At 45.4% G+C, this 18,035-nt stretch carries 16 protein-coding genes; 4 read left to right on the forward strand and 12 right to left on the reverse strand.

What is annotated here, in order from left to right:
- Positions 1-28: 28 nt before the first annotated feature.
- Entirely contained in the window at positions 29-2,680 is a 2,652-nt protein-coding gene (locus tag IGK85_RS11140; RefSeq protein ID WP_035006737.1) for a cation-translocating P-type ATPase, read from the reverse strand.
- Positions 2,681-3,029: 349 nt separating this feature from the next.
- On the opposite strand from IGK85_RS11140, the gene IGK85_RS11145 reads away from it, so the two are divergent.
- Positions 3,030-3,773, forward strand: coding sequence for an NADPH-dependent oxidoreductase (locus IGK85_RS11145; protein ID WP_008378980.1), 744 nt, complete (start codon positions 3,030-3,032; stop codon positions 3,771-3,773).
- Between the two features lie 120 nt (positions 3,774-3,893).
- On the opposite strand, the gene IGK85_RS11150 is transcribed toward IGK85_RS11145, so the two are convergent.
- Positions 3,894-4,244 carry a hypothetical protein gene (locus tag IGK85_RS11150; RefSeq protein WP_008378982.1) on the reverse strand — a complete coding sequence of 117 codons (351 nt, stop codon included), beginning with the start codon at positions 4,242-4,244 and terminating at the stop codon, positions 3,894-3,896.
- A gap of 162 nt (positions 4,245-4,406) precedes the next feature.
- On the opposite strand from IGK85_RS11150, the gene IGK85_RS11155 reads away from it, so the two are divergent.
- Both IGK85_RS11155 and IGK85_RS11160 read left to right on the forward strand, forming a co-directional pair.
- Entirely contained in the window at positions 4,407-4,715 is a 309-nt protein-coding gene (locus IGK85_RS11155) for a DUF5960 family protein (RefSeq protein ID WP_008378984.1), read from the forward strand.
- Positions 4,716-4,842: 127 nt separating this feature from the next.
- A complete protein-coding gene (locus tag IGK85_RS11160; RefSeq protein WP_008378986.1) occupies positions 4,843-5,049 on the forward strand; it encodes a hypothetical protein in 207 nt (68 codons plus the stop codon).
- A gap of 143 nt (positions 5,050-5,192) precedes the next feature.
- On the opposite strand, the gene IGK85_RS11165 is transcribed toward IGK85_RS11160, so the two are convergent.
- On the reverse strand, positions 5,193-5,486 hold the full coding sequence (locus tag IGK85_RS11165; protein WP_008378988.1) for a hypothetical protein: 294 nt from the start codon (positions 5,484-5,486) through the stop codon (positions 5,193-5,195).
- 220 nt (positions 5,487-5,706) lie between these two features.
- On the reverse strand, positions 5,707-7,131 hold the full coding sequence (pepV, locus tag IGK85_RS11170) for a dipeptidase PepV (protein WP_008378990.1): 1,425 nt from the start codon (positions 7,129-7,131) through the stop codon (positions 5,707-5,709).
- Between the two features lie 159 nt (positions 7,132-7,290).
- Between pepV and IGK85_RS11175 the strand changes: the two genes are divergently transcribed.
- Entirely contained in the window at positions 7,291-8,127 is an 837-nt protein-coding gene (locus IGK85_RS11175) for an NAD(P)H-hydrate dehydratase (protein ID WP_008378992.1), read from the forward strand.
- A gap of 74 nt (positions 8,128-8,201) precedes the next feature.
- Here the strand turns inward: IGK85_RS11175 and IGK85_RS11180 are convergent, their stop codons facing one another.
- The 8 genes from IGK85_RS11180 to IGK85_RS11215 all read right to left on the reverse strand — a co-directional run bounded on the left by IGK85_RS11180 (position 8,202) and on the right by IGK85_RS11215 (position 18,000).
- Positions 8,202-10,256: a beta-galactosidase gene (locus tag IGK85_RS11180; RefSeq protein WP_081487916.1), complete on the reverse strand. Its 2,055-nt coding sequence runs from the start codon at positions 10,254-10,256 to the stop codon at positions 8,202-8,204.
- The gene (locus IGK85_RS11185; RefSeq protein WP_008378996.1) at positions 10,253-12,490 is read right to left on the reverse strand and encodes an alpha-galactosidase; all 2,238 of its coding nucleotides are present in this window, start codon (positions 12,488-12,490) and stop codon (positions 10,253-10,255) included. The genes IGK85_RS11180 and IGK85_RS11185 overlap by 4 nt, the downstream gene beginning before the upstream one ends.
- Before the next feature lie 8 nt (positions 12,491-12,498).
- Positions 12,499-12,966, reverse strand: a complete 468-nt coding sequence (locus IGK85_RS11190; protein WP_034878452.1) for a hypothetical protein — start codon at positions 12,964-12,966, stop codon at positions 12,499-12,501.
- Between the two features lie 53 nt (positions 12,967-13,019).
- Positions 13,020-14,354, reverse strand: a complete 1,335-nt coding sequence (locus tag IGK85_RS11195) for a PTS sugar transporter subunit IIC (protein ID WP_008379001.1) — start codon at positions 14,352-14,354, stop codon at positions 13,020-13,022.
- Between the two features lie 100 nt (positions 14,355-14,454).
- A complete protein-coding gene (locus tag IGK85_RS11200) occupies positions 14,455-15,489 on the reverse strand; it encodes a LacI family DNA-binding transcriptional regulator (RefSeq protein WP_008379003.1) in 1,035 nt (344 codons plus the stop codon).
- Between the two features lie 140 nt (positions 15,490-15,629).
- Positions 15,630-16,232 (reverse strand): hypothetical protein, encoded by a 603-nt coding sequence (locus IGK85_RS11205; RefSeq protein WP_008379005.1) that lies wholly within the window; start codon positions 16,230-16,232, stop codon positions 15,630-15,632.
- Positions 16,229-17,089 carry a carbohydrate ABC transporter permease gene (locus tag IGK85_RS11210; RefSeq protein WP_005225484.1) on the reverse strand — a complete coding sequence of 287 codons (861 nt, stop codon included), beginning with the start codon at positions 17,087-17,089 and terminating at the stop codon, positions 16,229-16,231. Before IGK85_RS11210 ends, IGK85_RS11205 begins: the two co-directional genes overlap by 4 nt.
- Positions 17,089-18,000, reverse strand: coding sequence for a carbohydrate ABC transporter permease (locus IGK85_RS11215; RefSeq protein WP_008379008.1), 912 nt, complete (start codon positions 17,998-18,000; stop codon positions 17,089-17,091). The genes IGK85_RS11210 and IGK85_RS11215 overlap by 1 nt, the downstream gene beginning before the upstream one ends.
- Between the last annotated feature and the right edge of the window lie 35 nt (positions 18,001-18,035).

The raw sequence follows: 18,035 nt of genomic DNA on the forward strand, positions 1-18,035 counted from the left end.
CGATCAAAGGATCGATACGTTTTTTGCTTTAGGCGTTTCCTTGACGTTTTTGAACGGCAATAATAATCAGTTTTGTGATTTCCATCAAAACAACTGCCACAGCAGCCATTGCGATACATAGACCGACATGTCCTAAAGTGAAGGTTGCTGGAATCGCAAAGACTTCACGGATGCCAGGAATCAAGGTAATGCTGTATAGTCCACCACAAACGACGATCGCCAACCACACCATTTTATTGGCAAAAAGGCCAGCTTGCCAAGCAGTCTCGGTATTTGAGCGTGCTGGCAATGTTTGCAATGTCCGGCTCCAGATAAGTGTTGAGAAGGCCATCGCTACACCTAACTCAGGTGATTGGCTCATCCCTAACCATTGTGCCAAAATCACGACAGCGGCAATCAAAATACCGCGATACGTTACTGAGATCAAAGTTTTTCCAGTGAAGATACCTGCATTTGGATCTCTAGGCTGACGTTGCATGATGGTTGGTTCGGCTTTTTCCATTCCCAGAGCAATTGCTGGTAATGAGTCGTTGACTAAGTTGATAAAGAGTAGCTGCAAGGCAGTAAATGGATTGTCCCAACCCATCACTAAGGCAAAGACGATCGCAATGATCGCACCTAAGTTTCCAGCAAACAAATACGAAATGGCTTTTTTGATGTTGTCAAAGACGTTTCGGCCAACTTCTACGGCACGAATGATCGAGGCAAAGTTATCATCCGTCAAGACCATCGCCGCTGCATCTTTGGCAACGTCCGTTCCGGTTCCCATTGCGATCCCGATATCCGCTTGTTTCAAGGCGGGTGCATCATTGACTCCATCTCCGGTCATGGCAGAGATCTTGCCTTTGTCTTGCCAAGCCCGCACGATACGGATTTTGTTTTCCGGCGAAACACGAGCATAAACCGTGATTTTGTCTAATTGATCCGCTAGTTCGGTTTCAGAAAGAGAATCCAATTCCGTACCAGTCAAGGCTAAGTCGCCCTCAGCTGAAATACCGATCTCTTGTGCGATCGCCACGGCTGTCGTTTTGTGGTCCCCTGTGATCATCACTGTTTTGATACCGGCAGATTTGGCATCTGCTACGGCTTGTTTGACTTCTTTACGAGGAGGATCGATCATTGCCATCAAACCAACCAAAATCAGCTCGTTTTCATCCTCAAGTGTCAATTCTCGTGATTGGGCATCGGTCAATGGACGGTAAGCAAACGCCAAGACCCGTAATGCCCGTTTTGAGAATTCTTCGTTTTGATGCTGCAATTTATTTCTGATTTCATCTGTTAAAGGCACGACTTGATCATCGATCAAGACTTTGGTACTGCGGCCAAAGACGATGTCTGGACCACCTTTGGTCAACAACAAATGTTCGCCATCGATCTCATGTAAGGTGGACATCAATTTACGATCAGAATCGAAAGGCAATTCTTGCAAACGAGGAAACTGTTGACGAATCGCCCGATATGGCTGATTTAGTTTCTCACTGTAATCCAGAAAAGCAATTTCAGTAGGGTCTCCTAGCTTCGCCCCATCTTCACTGATGGCAGCATCATTTGCCAAGACACTGATCTCTACTAAGCGTTTTTCAGGCAATGTCCAGGTAGTTGGCTCATCGGGGAACGTGCCCGTTTGCCCATTTGGTAAATAGTAGTCAACAACGGTCATTTTGTTTTGGGTCAAGGTCCCTGTCTTATCTGTACAAACGATACTCGTTGAACCCAATGTTTCAACCGCCGGTAGTTTTCGAATGATGGCATGACGCTTCGCCATTTGTTTTGTTCCGATCGAAAGGACGATCGTCACGATCGATTGCAATGCTTCTGGAATCGCTGCAACGGCTACGGCTACCGCAAACATAAAGGCGTTGACTAAGTCTTCCGTCATATCACCTGTTCCGTCACCTAAGAACAACCGTGCTACTTGAACCCCTAAAATAATCAATGAAAGGACCAAGATCGCCAAGCTAAGTTTTTTACTGAAGCTGTCCAGTCCTCGTTGCAATGGTGTTTTGTGTTCAACTGTACTTTCCAATAAGCCAGCCACTTGACCGATTTCCGTCACATTACCAGTCGCGGTTACGATAAACCGACCACGTCCATAAGTGACGATCGTTCCACTGAAGACCATGTTGTCACGGTCGCCGATCGGTGCGGTACGATCGATCACACCTAATTCTTTTTCCGCTGGCGTTGATTCCCCAGTCAGCATTCCTTCATCGACCTTCAAAGAACCCTCTTCGATCAATCGACCATCTGCTGGTACATAGTCCCCAGCTTCTAAAATAACGATATCGCCGACAACCAATTCTTTCGCCAGCACACTTTGTTCTTTGCCATCCCGAATGACGTTAGCATCTGGTGCTGACAAGCTTTTCAAAGCGTCTAACGATCCTTCGGCTTTTTTCGTTTGAATCACACTGACGACGGAATTCAACAAGAGTACTGCAAAGATAACGATCGACTCAACGTGGGCACCCATAACCATTTGGATGATTGCCACAATCAACAAGACGATCACCATCGCATCTTTGAAGGTATCTAAGAATAAGGCAAAGCTTGATTTCTTAGGTGCTTCCTTCAGCTGGTTCAGGCCATTTTCTAACCGCTTGGCTGCCTCTTGCTGCGTCAACCCCTCTGGACTGCTCTGGACCTCTGCCATAATTTCCGAGATTTCTTTTTGATACATTTCTTTCGCCAATTTTTTTGCCCCTTTTAATTTTATTTTCCTTAGGCACTCTGCTAGAAAAAAAGAGACCTAAGACAAGTATACGCTTGTCTTAGGTCTCACCATTTCAAATAATACCAGAAAGCTGTCGCCAGCTTACTTACTGTTGATATTATCGCAGCTTGCGCCACCGGTTACTCCCCTAAGGAATAATAATAAGAATGTATCATTATCATAACGGAAACTGTTGTGCTTGGCAACTATAAAACATCAATTTGAAAATTTTTTGAAAACATTCTTTTTGTTCCCATTCCTTTTTTTCTGTTACACTAAAGAAGAAAGAAATTTGTACGTTACAGGAGGAAAAACGATGGATCTTTTTGATACTTTTACCCGCCACAGCTCTGTCAGAGATTTTCAACCACGCCCACTATCAAAGGAACTCAAGCAAAAATTAGTAACGGTTGCCCAGAGCGGTTCCAGTTCGAACTTTGTTCAAGCCTATTCGATCATTGAGGTCAGTGATCCTGAAAAACTGGCTGCCATCGAAAAAATTGCCGGTGCCCCAAATTACATTACTCGAACGGGCGTCTTCTATCTTTTTGTCGCCGACTTACATAAGCATCAGCAGCTGCTGACCCAAGCAGGGTTGCCGGATACCCACTTAACCACGATGGAACCGTTTATTGTGTCTGTCGTTGATACGACGATCGCTGCCCAAAATATGGTAGCATATGCTGAAGCACAAGACTTAGGAATTTGCTACATCGGCGGCATCCGCAATGATTTGCCTCGTATCGCAGAACTTGTCGGCTTACCAAAATTGACGTTTCCGTTATTCGGCTTGACGATCGGTTATCCGCAACATAGAAATGAGCCGAAAGTCCGCTTGCCTCAAGAAGCGATCGTAAGTGTCGATCAGTATCAACCGCTGACGCAGGAGCAAACAGCCCAGTACAACCAAACGACGGAAGCCTATTATGCACAGCGCAGCAGCAATCAACAGCAAACCAATTGGCAAACGAAAATGACGGAATTTTTCCGTGAACCGCGACGTCCAGATGTCGCTGCCTTTATGAAGCAACAAGGCTTCTCAGACCACTTCGGCGAATGAGGACACTAATCACCACGGGAAAATAAAAAACGATCTTTGGCAAGGAATCTTGTCAGGATCGTTTTTTTACTTGGTGTAAAAAATCAGGTTCAGGCGGCTCTTGTATCTTTGTCGCGCTAATTAACGTGCGGCTTCTTGTGCGGTTTCGTTGACGGCAACTGCCTGCTCACATTTTTCCATTAATTCTACGAATGCTTTATCTAACACGGCTGCATTTTCGGAGGTTCGCTGACTGATTTGCGTCATAGGTTGCGCCGCAAGATCCAGCAAATAGGTAGGGATTGCTTCTTTTTCAGAAAAAGTGCCCTTGATCAGCGGCTGGTAGACAGACTCGCCACAAGGTCCAGTTTTGATAAAGGCTAGTTCGAACTGCGCCTTCCCTGACAAGCGCAACCGATAGAACCCTTCATTGGTCAGCAGTTTTTCATCGGTAAAGCGTGCCTGTAATCGTGCAAAGCGTTCATAATCCATGGTATCTGCTCCTTTTTGATTCCTTCTTTCCTCTAGTGTAGCAAATTTCTTGTTAGCAAAACATCTTTTTCATAGAGAACGCACCCCCTTTTTCCTCGTCTGGCGATTTTCCACTTTACAAACGGAACAAACGTTCGTATAATTCAAGTGAGGTGAATGCGTATGCCAGCTGCAAAAATCGCTTATGCAAAACAAGAAACCTATGCATTTGAAAAACACTATTATGAATTGGTAAACTTTCCCACACCAGTGGCGCTTTTGTTTGATGAATTCGCATTGACGATGGAGCGCAATCAAAAATCATATATTGCGATCCCCGCGCGCTATTCCGTCTTAAAGGTTCCGCTCGTCTTTGTTTTTCGACTAGAGACTAAGGATGCGCCTGTTTATTATTATGAGCACGTACTTGCTGAAAATAAGATCATTCGCCGCTACAACCCCGAGCGTAACTATTTACCCGGTGGAAGATAGACAAATGGTTCGATACGTTTGCTTAGATAAGCGGATGCTCTCTCCTGATGAAAATCATGGGTAGCAGTTCGAATGTTTGTCATCAAAACAAAACCCCTCTATACTAAAAAGAAAGGGGTTTTTCACAATGACGAAAAAACCGCCGCAAACGTCTGAAGAAAAAGAAGCCGCTTCTAACAATATGGGATTGGGGATCGGTGTCGGAATGGCCTTAGGTGCTGCATTTGGGATGCTGTTTTTTGACAACCTGGCATTAGGCATGGGTTTAGGCATCGCACTAGGTGTAGCGATCGGTGCCGGTATGGATCAAAAAAGCAACAAAGACAAGAAATAGCTGAAGCAAAGAGCTGTGTTTATCTGTCACAGCTTGCTGCCCAGTAAATACAAAAAAAGCCTAGGTTCTGCACTTGTTGTACAGGACCTGGGCTTTTTTGCTACTTCGAGCAATTTTCTCGAAAACAGTTGCTTCACAGTTGGTTACAGCAGATTTCTTTTCGCCATTTCCGCGCGATACAGTTCATAAACCGCATCACTTTGCTTTGCATGACTGCGGTAAAAGAGCCCATAAGAGAAAATCGCTTGGAAATTGCTTCCTTGATTTGCTCGTGCTACAGCGTGGTACAAATTCGCCAACTGCTGATCAGACATCTTCCCGCTTTTGATTTGTTTGGCAACTGCTTTTTGAGAAAGGGTAAATAAAACCGTCGTAAATACTTGATAAACCACCCAAATCGCCAGAATGACCAAAATAAATTTCACCAAATCAGGCATCACTTTTCAACTCCTTACAAAAAGTAAATCATTCGGATGATTTGATGTCAATAATAAAATAACCCAACGAAAATAAAATATTTATTTCCCAAAGTAATAAAATAGCAGTATGACAATGATTGAAACAATCAGTCGTACTGCTATTCCTTTATTACCTCTATTCATCTAAGTATCAATAAATCGACTCCGCTAAAAAAGAATAGACGGTATCAATGTCTCTTTATTTCGCCAAACGGTAGATAGCATCTGCATAGATCACCGCTGCGTTGAATAGGTCATCCAAGCTCATGAATTCATTGGCTTGGTGCATGGTGTCAACATAGCCTGGGAACATTGCGCCATAGGCAACGCCGCGTTTCAATAGACGGCCGTATGTGCCGCCGCCGATGATTTGTTCAAAGCCTTTTTCGCCGGTATGTTCTTCATAAACCGCCAATAAAGTTTCTACCAATGGATCATCTGCTGGCACGTAGTGAGGTTCCATGTTGCGGTCATTGCGAGTAACGGTGGCCCCTTCCATACCGACGGTGCGTTCCACACCGATTTCAAGTCCTTCCGCAGTTACCCCTTTAGGATAACGGAAGTTCAAGGCGATAAAGTTGTCTGCTTGCGTTCCTGCTTGGTTCGCTTTAAAAGCAAACAAGCCAGCATTCATAGTTAATTTACCCATTTTTTCGTCTTCGTACGCCACACCTAATTTTTCACCGTAGAAATCTTCATGGACATAGGCTGCTGCTGCATGGATGAATTGTTTTGCGCCGCCGCCAAAGGCATAGTTATCTAAGAAGACAGCTAAGAAGGTTCCCGCATTGATTCCTGATTGTGGGCTGGCACCATGGGCACCTTTACCGACTAATTCGATCGTCACTTGTTCATTTTCTGTTTCAATTGTGCCCGTCACTGGATTGGCTTCAACGTAATCGAAAAAGGCTTTTTCGATCGCTAATGCTTCTTCTGTTGATGGAGCAATGAAGCTTGCCGTTGCCGTTCCTGGTACCATATTTTCTCGCAAGCCAGCAGTGAAACTTTGTAGCGTGAAGTCTCCTTCATTGTTGCCTTGGAAATGGATCCCTAATGTCACATTTCCTTTTTCTCCATTGATGATTGGGAAATTGGCATCTGGCGAGAAGCCAAAATCAGGCTTTTCTTCATGCTCAAAGTAGTAATCCATATCTGCCCAGCCGCTTTCTTCATCAGAACCAACGACAAAACGGATTTTTTTCGATAATGGCAAGCCCAATTCTTTAATGATTTTCATCCCATAATAGGCGGCCATTGAAGGACCTTTATCATCAGAAGAACCACGAGCATAGATTTTGTTGTCATTGATGACTGGATCATAAGGATCGGTTGACCAGCCGTCACCTGCAGGAACAACATCCATGTGACCGAAGATCCCTAATGTTTCGTCTCCTTCACCAAATTCGATGTGACCAGCGTAATTATCGACGTTTTTGACTGTGAAGCCATCACGTTCGCCATAAGCTAGCATGTGTAGCAACGCATCACGAGGTCCAGGACCAAACGGCGCGTCCGCAGTCACTTTATCATCTTCTCTTTCACTTTTCACTTTCAATAGATCAATCAAGTCGTTCAGCAAATCGTCTTTGCGGGCTTCGACCTCTTTTTTCCAATCGATTGTCATAGTGTTCCCTCCATTTCTGTTCTCGCTATTTATGATAACACTCTTAAACCAAAAAAGGAAAAAAAATTGCGCCTTTTTCCATGGGTCTTTTCTATGAAATTTCTAGGAAACAGGTATAATAAATATAACTCGATTTTGATTAACGAAAGGAGTCATTGCATGGAGCAACTTGATTCTGCGATTTTATCCAAAGTGATCCAACAGCGCCCGACAAAAAGCCACAAAGGTACCTTTGGCCGGGCCGTTTTAGTAGGGGGCAACCGCCAATTCGGTGGGGCGATCTTAATGGCGGCGCAAGCCTGTGTATATGGGGGAACTGGTTTGACCACTGTGATCTCCGATGGCGTCAACCGAACCGCCCTGCACGCCCGCTTGCCTGAAGCGATGTTTGTCGATTGGCAGCAAACAGAACTGATCGATACGGTCACCGAATCGGCGGACGTCCTACTGATTGGTCCCGGATTAGGAGAAGGAAAAAGCAATTTTGATCTGCTGCAGCGGATCGTTTCTGCCCAAAAAGAACACCAATGGTTGGTGATCGATGGTTCGGCGATCAATTTGGCTGCCAAATATCCGCTGATCATCCCCTTTCCTGAACAAGTCGTCTTCACGCCGCATCAGATGGAATGGCAACGGCTCAGCGGACTGGCAATTGCCGACCAGACCGAAGAAAACAATCAGCAAGCCCAACAAAAACTCGGAAGTCTGGTGGTCTTAAAAAGCCATCGCACGCAAATTTACGGTAGCAGCATCGCCCAAAATCCCCTAGGAACACCCGCAATGGCGACCGGCGGCATGGGGGATACGCTGGCAGGCATGATCACCAGCTTTTTGGCACAGTTTGAAAAAACAGAGGAAACGATCCAAGCGGCTGTCTATCTCCATAGCCTGATTGGCGAAGACTTGGCAAAAGAGCACTATGTCGTGTTGCCGACACAAATCAGTGCCGCATTGCCTCAATGGATGAAAAAGCACCAAGCATCTGATCCCGAATGATTTCTTATAAACCATTCACCAAAAAAACGTCCCTTTCTGTATTTGTCGAAAGGGACGTTTTTTCCAATGGTCAGTTAATTGTTAAAATAAACCACTCGCACTTCATACGGCGCCAAGGTTGCTGTTGGAGGAACTGCTTGATTGGTCTCTAAATCAACGACTTCTTTGATCAAGTGTAGTGTCTGCTCTTTCTCAGAAAAATTCATGATGAAAAAGTACGTTCGTTCTGGACTGATCCTGCCTTGGATCGAGACTGCAGGATTGGCATGCGCGATCCTTTCCTCTGCCAAGGACAGCTCACGGACCAAAGAGGCATAAAACTGTTCGAAAAAGTCATAGTTGGTGCGAGCCGCCAGATAGTAGGCGGTGCCTGCACCAAAGGTATGTTTGGTGATCGCAGGTGTTCCTTGGTAAAAATCCGCTTGATACACCCCTAGTACCTCCGCTGTTTCGGCTTCGATGATTGCAGAATAGTCCCGTGTTTCAAAGGGCTGTCCTTGAAAAACCACTTGATTGTGTTCAGTGTCAAAAAGAGTTTCCAGCTCCAGCACGTTGATGCCTAATAACCCTCGCAACGGCTGTGGCAAGCCCCCCATATACAACAGGTCGGTTTCATTGACCATGCCGCTAAAGTAACTGGAAATCAAGGTACCACCAGCTTCCGTGTACTGGCAAAGTTTTGCCATCGTCTCCGATGACATCAAGTAAAGCATCGGAGCGATCACCAACCGATAGTCAGAAAAATCTTGCTCTGGCGTCAAAATATCGACCGCGATGTCTTGTTCCCAGAAATAACGATAATGCTCCTGCAACGTTTGCGGATACCGTCTGGTTGGTCGACCAAACCCGCCGCCTCGCTTCAATGCCCAGTTGCTTTCCCAGTCAAAAAGGATCGCCACTGCTTTTTTTCTGGTGGTTCCTTGAATCTCTTTGATTTTTTCCAAGCGCTTGCCGTAAGCGGCAACTTCTTTGAAGACCCGATTCTCCGTAGAATCATCATGTCCCACGACTGCCCCATGGAATTTTTCTGAATTGCCGCGGGATTGGCGCCATTGAAAATACAAGGTACTATCTGAGCCATGGGCGATCTGCTGCATGGCACTCAACTGATGGACACCAGGCTTTTTCGCTTTATTGAAGGAATGCCAGTTAACAAAACTCGGCGTGCATTCCATCACTAAAAAGGGCTGTTTCTTCAAAGACCAGTACTGGTCATGCACATAGGCAGATTTCATCGCTGTCGCTGCCAAGGATTCAAAGTTGTTGTTCCAATCAGGGTAACTATCCCAACTAACGATGTCCACATGACGAGCGAACTTGCTGTAATCAATGCCTTCTAAAGGAATAAAATCTTGGGTAGCATGTCCTTCCGCCATAAAATTCGTCGTCACAGGAATGTCCGGTGTCAGTTGGCGAATCGGCGTACATTCATGCAAATAAAAATCGATCGTCCTATCTGTGACAAATCGTTTCCAATCAAGATCCATGCCATGCACTTTGTGTTCTCCTAGAGGCGAAGGCGGTAAAACCTGCGACCAATCGGAGTACGTACCACTCCAAAAAGAAGTCCACCAGGCATGATTCAACGTGGCTAAATCACCATATTTCTTTTGCAGCCAGCTGCGCCAGTTTTCTTGACAATAGGAACAAAAGCATTCACCAGAGTACTCATTGGAGATATGCCACATGGCTAATGCCGGATGCTTGCCGTAACGTTTTGCCAACTGCTGATTGATTTGCGTCACCTTTTCCCGATAGATCGGTGAAGAGTAACAGTGATTGTGGCGAAACCCATGGGTATGTTTTTGCCCTTGGGCGTTGGTCCGATTGACTTCGGGATACTTTTGGCTCAGCCATTGCGGACGCCCACCGCTAGGAGTGGCCAAAATGACTTTGCCGCCGATGCCATGGATCTGATCAAACACACGATCCAACCAGTCAAACTGATAAACGCCTTCTTGCGGCTCTAAGGCACTCCAAGCAAACACCCCTAATGTGACGGTGTTGACATGGGCTTGCTGCATATAAGCAAGATCCTTTTGCAAGATTTCTGGATAAGCCAGCCATTGATCGGGGTTGTAATCCCCGCCATGCATAAACTGCTGATCAAACAATTGATTGCTCATCATTCTGCTCCTTTTTTGGCTTGTAAATGGTAGACAAATGATTGAAAATCGCCAGTGACTTGCGCCGTTCCATGGTTGACGGCATTAAACTGATAGGGTTTACGCAACCCTAATTGTCTTAACAGCTGACCAGAGACGGGTTCGCCATTGACCTGGTACACCTGTTGGCCATCGAGAAAGGCTGCGGGCAAAAAGTCTTCCGCCGTCGGATTGGCTTGTGCCAACACGCGAAAGAAAGCAACCAATGCTTCTTCGTTTTGCGGATCATACACCGCCCAAGTTTTTTCATTGCCATGGTCCAACTGCTGCAGCTGGTAAAAAGTGCCAAAGGTCAGCAATTGCCGCTGCTTTTTATAAAAAACGATTTGGGATTTGATTGCCTGCTTTTCAGCGTCAGACAAGTGAAAGAGATCGAGTTCATACCCCAATGGCCCAAACATTGCGACGGTTTGCCGAAAGGCTAAAGAAGTTGTCCTGCCGACTTGGTGGTTTGGTGCCGCCGACACGTGATTGCTGAAGGAGGACAACGGATACCCTAACAACGTTCCGCTTTGGATGGCTAAACGTTCCACTGCATCACTATCATCACTAGGCCAAATCTGCGGACTGTAAAACAAGATCCCCAAATCGTATCTGCCCCCGCCGCCAGCACAGCCTTCGATCAAAAGGGTCGGAAACGCCGCTAAGATTTTTTCATATAAGCGATAAAGGCCTAAAATATAACGATGATAAAACTCCGTCTGAGAAATTCCCTGTTCCGCTAAGTAAGGAGAGTAAGCTTCCGTGATATTGCGGTTCATATCCCATTTGATGTAATCCAGCTTGGTTTCAAGGATCACTTTTTGCATCGCTTCGAAAATTGCCTCGACCACTGCTGGATTGGCAAAATCCAACACGTATTGCCCGCGCCCCACAGAGATCCGCTCATAAGGATGCCTGACTACCCACTCAGGATGCTCTTGGTACAACTGACTATCTGGCGAAACCATTTCCGGTTCAAACCAAATCCCCAGCTGCAGCTGCATGGCATGAATTTTCTCAGCAAAAGAACCGATTCCTTTTGGAAATTTGGCAGGGTCCGCCACCCAATCGCCTAATGAACTGCGGTCGTTGTTACGTTTTCCAAACCAACCATCATCCAGCACAAAGCACTCCATCCCTAACGCCTTGCTTTCTTGGGCTAAGGTCAACAGCTTCTCTTCATTAAAATCAAAATAAGTCGCTTCCCAGTTATTAAAGACGATCGGCCGCTGCCGCTTTTGCCAATAAGGGGCAATCACATGCTTTTCGATAAATTGGGCGGATTCTTGACTCAAACCATTCAGGCCAGCAACGGTGAAGGTGAAGATGCATTCTGGGGCTTCAAAGGTTTCTCCTTGTGAAAGCTGCCAGCTGAAATGCTCAGGATGTATCCCCAACATCAATCGAACGTTGTCCCATTCATCCATTTCCGCTTGTGCCAAAAAGTTGCCCGAATAAATCAGGTTGGCACCATAGACGTGACCAGTATCATTGGTGGCTTGCTGTTCTTTTAAGGCGACAAAAGGATTGTGCTGATGACCAGACGCTCCTTTTAACGAGCCGACACTGATCGTCCCTTGGGTCAAAGGGACCGTCTTGATATGCCGTTCTTTCAGCCATGCGCCTGAAAGATGCAGCAGTTCAAAATCGCGATTTTTCAGCTCCAAGACACCACTCAAAAAGCGCTGGATGGTTCTAGGCTTGCTTCCCGTATTGGTCAGTGTCTGCTGCCTCGTGATGGTTCCTGATCCTTTGAAGATCGTATAGGTGATCGCCATTTCCAGCTGTCGCTCTTGATCTACTAATTCAAAGACGATGCTTTGGCTTTCATCGGCAGCCGCGAAGCTGGCTGGTTGCGCCAGCTTTCGTTCTTTGCCCTCAAAACAGTGAAAAGCCACAAGTTTAAAATCAACATAAAGTGGGGTTTCTTCCTCAAAAACCGACACTACCCCTTCTCGAAAATCAGAAGTCCCATACGTTGGCAATTCTTGAAAACGGTCTGCCAAGGTAAAAAGATTGTCTGCTTCAAAAAATTTGACGGTTCCTGCCGATTTATTCTCTTTTTTCTCAAGGTACGCTTGATCAAACGGCGCCAGTGTGCCTAGAGATGGCCCAAAATAGACATGACCCAGTTGCTGATTTGGTAACACATTTATGATATAACTGATTTTTTCATTGTATAAGTGAAAGAGTTGTTCGTTCTTTATTTCTATCATTGCTATCCTCAATTTTCCCCATTTTTTTCATTTGTCCCTGCTCGTTGACAAGCTGCTTCAAGATAACGCAAGCGTTTTTTGACGCCACGATTGAAAAAGAATTTGTAAAACAGCGCCGCCAGCATAAAACTGTAGGTTGTTTTCTGCTGCTCAAAACGGCTTTGTTCCGAATACGTGACTTGCAGCTTCCCTTTTCGTCCTGGAGCAAAACTGTACCGTTGATCGATCGCTCCTTCTTCATGGGTCGTACGAAGCCACAGCTCATCCGCGGCAATTTTTTTGACCGTCATAACGGCAGGTACCAACCGCGGAGCGGTTTTGGTTTGAATCATCGTTTCAATACGGCAACCTTCCCCGAACGGTTCTTGGGCTTGTTTGGCTAGAAAGAATTTCTCTTGTTCCGCCAATAACACACGGGAAAAGTCCGTAGGTGTGGTATTCATTTGATAACTGCAAGACAATGTATCGGTTCTCATCACAAATTCCTTTCTAAAGGATGCGCGTATTGCATTCCTTTACGTTTCTGGGCTTATCTTTCTTCTACCCTTTGATTGATCGTCTCAGATGCCGCTTGTTCATTTAATGCCGCTTCTGCTTTTTCTTCTTTCAAGTACCCGCGATCCATTACGATCAAGAATGGCACCCAAATCAAGGTCATTACGGCAACCGTCACTAACTGTAAGATTGCGCCGGCAACAGAACCCGTGCCTAACCAACCAGATAAGAAAACAGGGGTCGTCCAAACCACCGTTGCTCCAATTGGTCGTGGCACCAAGCCTGCGGCGATCGCAAAGTAAGAGATCGTCGTACTGGCTAATGGCGCTAAGATCCATGGGACAAAAGCGATCGGGTTCAAGACGATCGGTAAACCAAAGGTCATCGGTTCAGATACGTTGAAAACAGATGGAGCGATCACCGTCTTCATTAATTTTTTCATCCGAATCGAACGAGCGATAAAGAAGGCCATTGTAATCGAGATCCCCAGCTGCATTCCTTGATTGACGAACACGCCCATAAAAGTAGTGTTAATGATATGGGGCAATTGCTCAGCTCCCGCTTTGTAAGCTTCATAGTTTTCAATCGCTAACGCATTCATGATTGGATCGATCACCGCATTGACCACTAGTGTCCCGTGAATCCCAAACCACCAGAAGAATTGGGTGAACAAGACGGCGATCAGTACTGCTGGCAACGTACCGCCTAAGCCCATCAATGGTTTTTGCAAAATCTCATAAACGAAATCAACGGCATTGCCCCATGAAGTAAAGGTGAACAAGTAGCGGATCAAATTGAAAAGGAACAACGGTGCCGCACCAGGAATGATGGCGACAAATGATTCTGCGATCATTGGCGGAACCGAATCTGGCATTTTGATCGTCAGCCCAGCCGCACTGATTTTGCAATAGATCTGCGTAGCGATAATGGCCGTGATGATTCCAACAAACATTCCCTCAGCCCCTAATTTCGACAAGGGGATCACTGTACCTAACTCTTCGGATGAGCCAAAAGGCAGCAGCATCAAAAACGAAGACAGTGAGATGGCACCCGCAAATAATTTGGCTTGTCCATACTTGCCAGCCAACTGATAGCCGATCCCAAAAACAACGAAAATAGCGGTGATACTCATGGTTGCATTTCCGATAGGACCAAAAAAGTCGTTTAGAAACGTGATGAATCCCTCTGGAAGTTTTTCCGAGAGTCCGAAAGTAGCAGGCAGATTTTGAATAATAATCATAATTGACGCAAACATTGTCGCAGGAAAAGCGACCATAAACCCATCACGCAGACTTAACAAGTATTTGTTGTTGGCAATGATCTGAGCAAAAGGCACCATCTTTTCGGCTAATTTATCAATAAACTTCATTTCGTTTTCTCCTTTATTTTTAACTGTAAACGTTTACTACAATCAGTATAGTTGTTTAGTTAATGTTTACACAACCCCTAAAATAAAAAAAGATCAGACGTCACTGATCTTTTTCGGCAATCGATTCTCTAATGATCAATTCACTGCCACAAACGACGCGAACCGGCATCGTCCGCACCCCAAGGATTTTATTTTTCGCTAATTCGACACTCATCTGCCCCATCTCTTCAGCTTTCATCTTGACGGAAGACAGTGCGGGCGTCATAAATTGCGCCATTTCGATATCATCAAAACTAACGACTGACACATCTTTAGGAATCGATAGCCCCGCTTCAGTGAGTGCCTTGTAAACCCCGACAGCCATAGGATCGCTGGCAACGACGATCGCTGTGGGGCGAGGATTCATTTGCGCGATCTGCTGACCAAAATGCAAACCAGTCTCTGGTGACCATTTCCCCTGCAGCACGGTTGTGAACTTTTCCAATTTATTGAGCAGCATCCATTGGCGGTAGTTTTCTGCTCGAATCTCTTGTTCATCGTAAACGACTTCGCCAGAAATCGTCACTCGGCTGGCAACACCGCCCACAAAGGCAATATTCTCATGGCCCTTCTCTTTTAACAACGTGAGGATCTGGTGAGTCTTTTGGGCAAAATCGGTTTGGATGCAATCGTAGCTGGGTGCTTCACTATAATTATCCACCAGGATAATATTGGCATTTTGCTGACTGATCTCTGCCAAAGCATCGCTGGTCATCTCTCCAATAATAATGACTGCGCCATACTTCGCCAATTGTGCCAAATCTTTTTGAGGCTCCCGCATGGAAAAGGCCCGAATCGTTTTTAAGCGCCACTTCGCCGCTTCTTTTTCGATCCCATTGCGGATCATCATAAAATACGGATCGTTTCTTTCCGACTCTCGATCGTGGCGGGTAATGATGGCAATCGTGTTTTGGTCGCCGACTTCACGGGAATGGGGTTGATTTTTTTCTTTTGAATAATTCATTTGGTTGGCGATCTCAATGACTCGTTGACGCGTGTGTTCATTGATACTGAAGGTTTCATCATTGTTAAGGATTCTAGAAACACTTGCTACCGACACCCCGGCTAATTTCGCGATATCTCTCATACTTGCCATAGCTGCACCTCATCTGTTTACTGTTTACTAAATTTACCTTCAGCATAGGCATAATTTTCGACCCTGTCAACCTTCTTTTCACAAAAAAACGGAACTCCCTAGCTTTTCACTAAAGAAGTTCCGGGATACCCGTTTGTTTTCTATTTGAACGCTTTGTCACAGAGCACGACATTGACCAAATACAAGGTGCTGATTCCTAAGACCAATAAGTAGACAGGACCAAACAGCAAAAAGGTCAAGACAAGTGTCACTGTTACTAAAAGATGCGCCAGTACTCGTTTTGGTGAACGCGCAAACTGATAAAAACTATAAAACAATGAGATGGGCTGCTGCGGATAGGTGTGAAGCAGCCTCGTTTGATAAAGTAAGACCAAGCAAAACAAGCCAAAGGTGAGCGCTAACGCGTAACTAGCGATCTGAAACAGCGGGTGCTGCAAACGGCTAAAGATAAAGCTGTCCGCCAAAAGCAGCAGGAAGAATAGACTGAGCAAACGGTCTTGCCCTTTTCTTGTTGTCCACTGTTGATGAAATGCCTGCTGAAAACGAGCTTTGCTGCTTGCCTCCAAGCCATCGTTCCGCAGTTCCGTCAACGTCTCGATCAATGCTCGACTAGCGGTGGTACTGGTGATCAAAGGCAAGGAATACAACAGCCACATGCCTTGTAAAACCAGTAAATGCGGAAGCCAGTTGATGCCAGTCAACAGCGCTTGGTTCAAGCGTTGCGGGGTAACTTTTGTTCTCATCCTTTGGAACCTCCCGTCAGATCCATTCCCTCAATAAAGTAGCGTTGTGCGAGGAAGAATAGCAAGATCGTCGGCAATAGCACAAGCGTTGCTCCTGCCATCAAGTAGTTCCATTGGGTCGTTGATTGGTTTTGGAAGACTTGCAGGCCAATCTGCAGCGTGTACTTTTCTTGATTTTGAATATACAGTAATGGTCCTAAGAAATCATTCCACGCCCCATTGAAGGAGTTGATGGCAATCGTGATCAGCGCGGGTTTCGTCAATGGGATCATTAGATGGCTCCAAATATAAAGATGATTGGCGCCATCGATCTTAGCGGCTTCGATCAATTCATTGTTGACGGACAAGTAAAACTGCCGCATCAAGAAAATGTTAAAGGCGTTGCCGAAAAACGCTGGAACGATCAGCGGCAGATAGGTGCCGACCCAGCCGATTTTGGAAAACAAGACATACTGCGGGATCATCGTCACAAAGCCAGGAATCATCATCGTAGATAAGACGAGGGCAAAGATCAAATTTTTTCCTGGAAAGGCCAATTTTGCAAACCCATAAGCAATGAAGGAATTTGATAAGACATTCCCGAAGACCACTAAGACGGTAATGAATAACGTATTTTTTGCATACTGCCAAAAAGGAAAGGCGTTGATGGTCTCCAAATAATTGCCAAGATTGATTTCTTCTGGGAAAAAGGTCGGCGGGTAACGCACGATCTCCTCCATCGGTTTCAATGACGTAAAGACCATCCACAGCAACGGAATCAGCAGCACGATCCCGATGATCGACATCACCACATAGCTGATGATTTTCTTGACTCGCTGTTGGCTTGATTTGCTTCGCGTTTTTGTCGTCATTTCCATTAGCTGCCACCTCCGGTATAGTGAACCCAGCGTGGTGCCAGCTTGAGATTGATAAAGGTCAAGACTAAGACGATCAAGAACAAGATCATCGACATTGCCATCGCATAACCCATATCAAAGGCAACAAATGCTTTGTTCCACATATGCAAATTATAGAAGAGCAACGAATTCGCCGGACCGCCGGTACCATTTTTGGTCATCACGTATGCTTCTTGGAAAATTTGAAAAGAACCGATCGTTGAAGTAATCACATCATAGAAGATGATCGGCGTGATCAAAGGAATCGTAATATTTTTGAATTTCGCCCAAACCCCCGCTCCATCGATCTCAGCCGATTCGTACAGCGTCGGCGAAATATTTTGCAAGGTAGCTAGATACAAGAGCATCGCGCCCCCTGAACTCCAAATCTTCATCAAAATCAACGCTGGTTTCGTCCATTCTGGATCAAACAGCCATGCCGGACCTTTGATATTGAACCAGCTCAAGAAGGTATTGATCAATCCTGCGGAAGGAGATAATAATTGCATCCATAAGACGTAGACGGCAACCCCTGAAAGGATCGCTGGTAAGTAAAAGGTCGTTCGGAAAAAACTGATTCCGCGGATTTTTTGATTCAGTAAAGTGGCTAGAAAAACACTGAATAACGTGGTTAAGGGAACATTGAAGAGTACAAAATACGCCGTGTTATAAAGAGATTTCCAAAACAGGGTATCTTGCGTGAACATGCGGGTAAAGTTCTTAAAGCCGATAAAATTCATTTTTGAAGTCAGATTGTAATCGGTAAAGCTTCCTACGAAGGAAAACAGCATGGGCCCTAACATAAAGATCACGAACCCAAGCAAAAATGGTGCTACGAAGAAGTAGCCCCAAAGAGCTTCTTGCCGTTTACTTTTTGAACGCTTCTTTGGCATTCCTTCCACTCCATTCTATTTTTACTCATTGTTTG

This window comes from Enterococcus sp. AZ015, from assembly GCF_050499225.1.
GTDB lineage: Bacteria > Bacillota > Bacilli > Lactobacillales > Enterococcaceae > Enterococcus_D > Enterococcus_D entomosocium.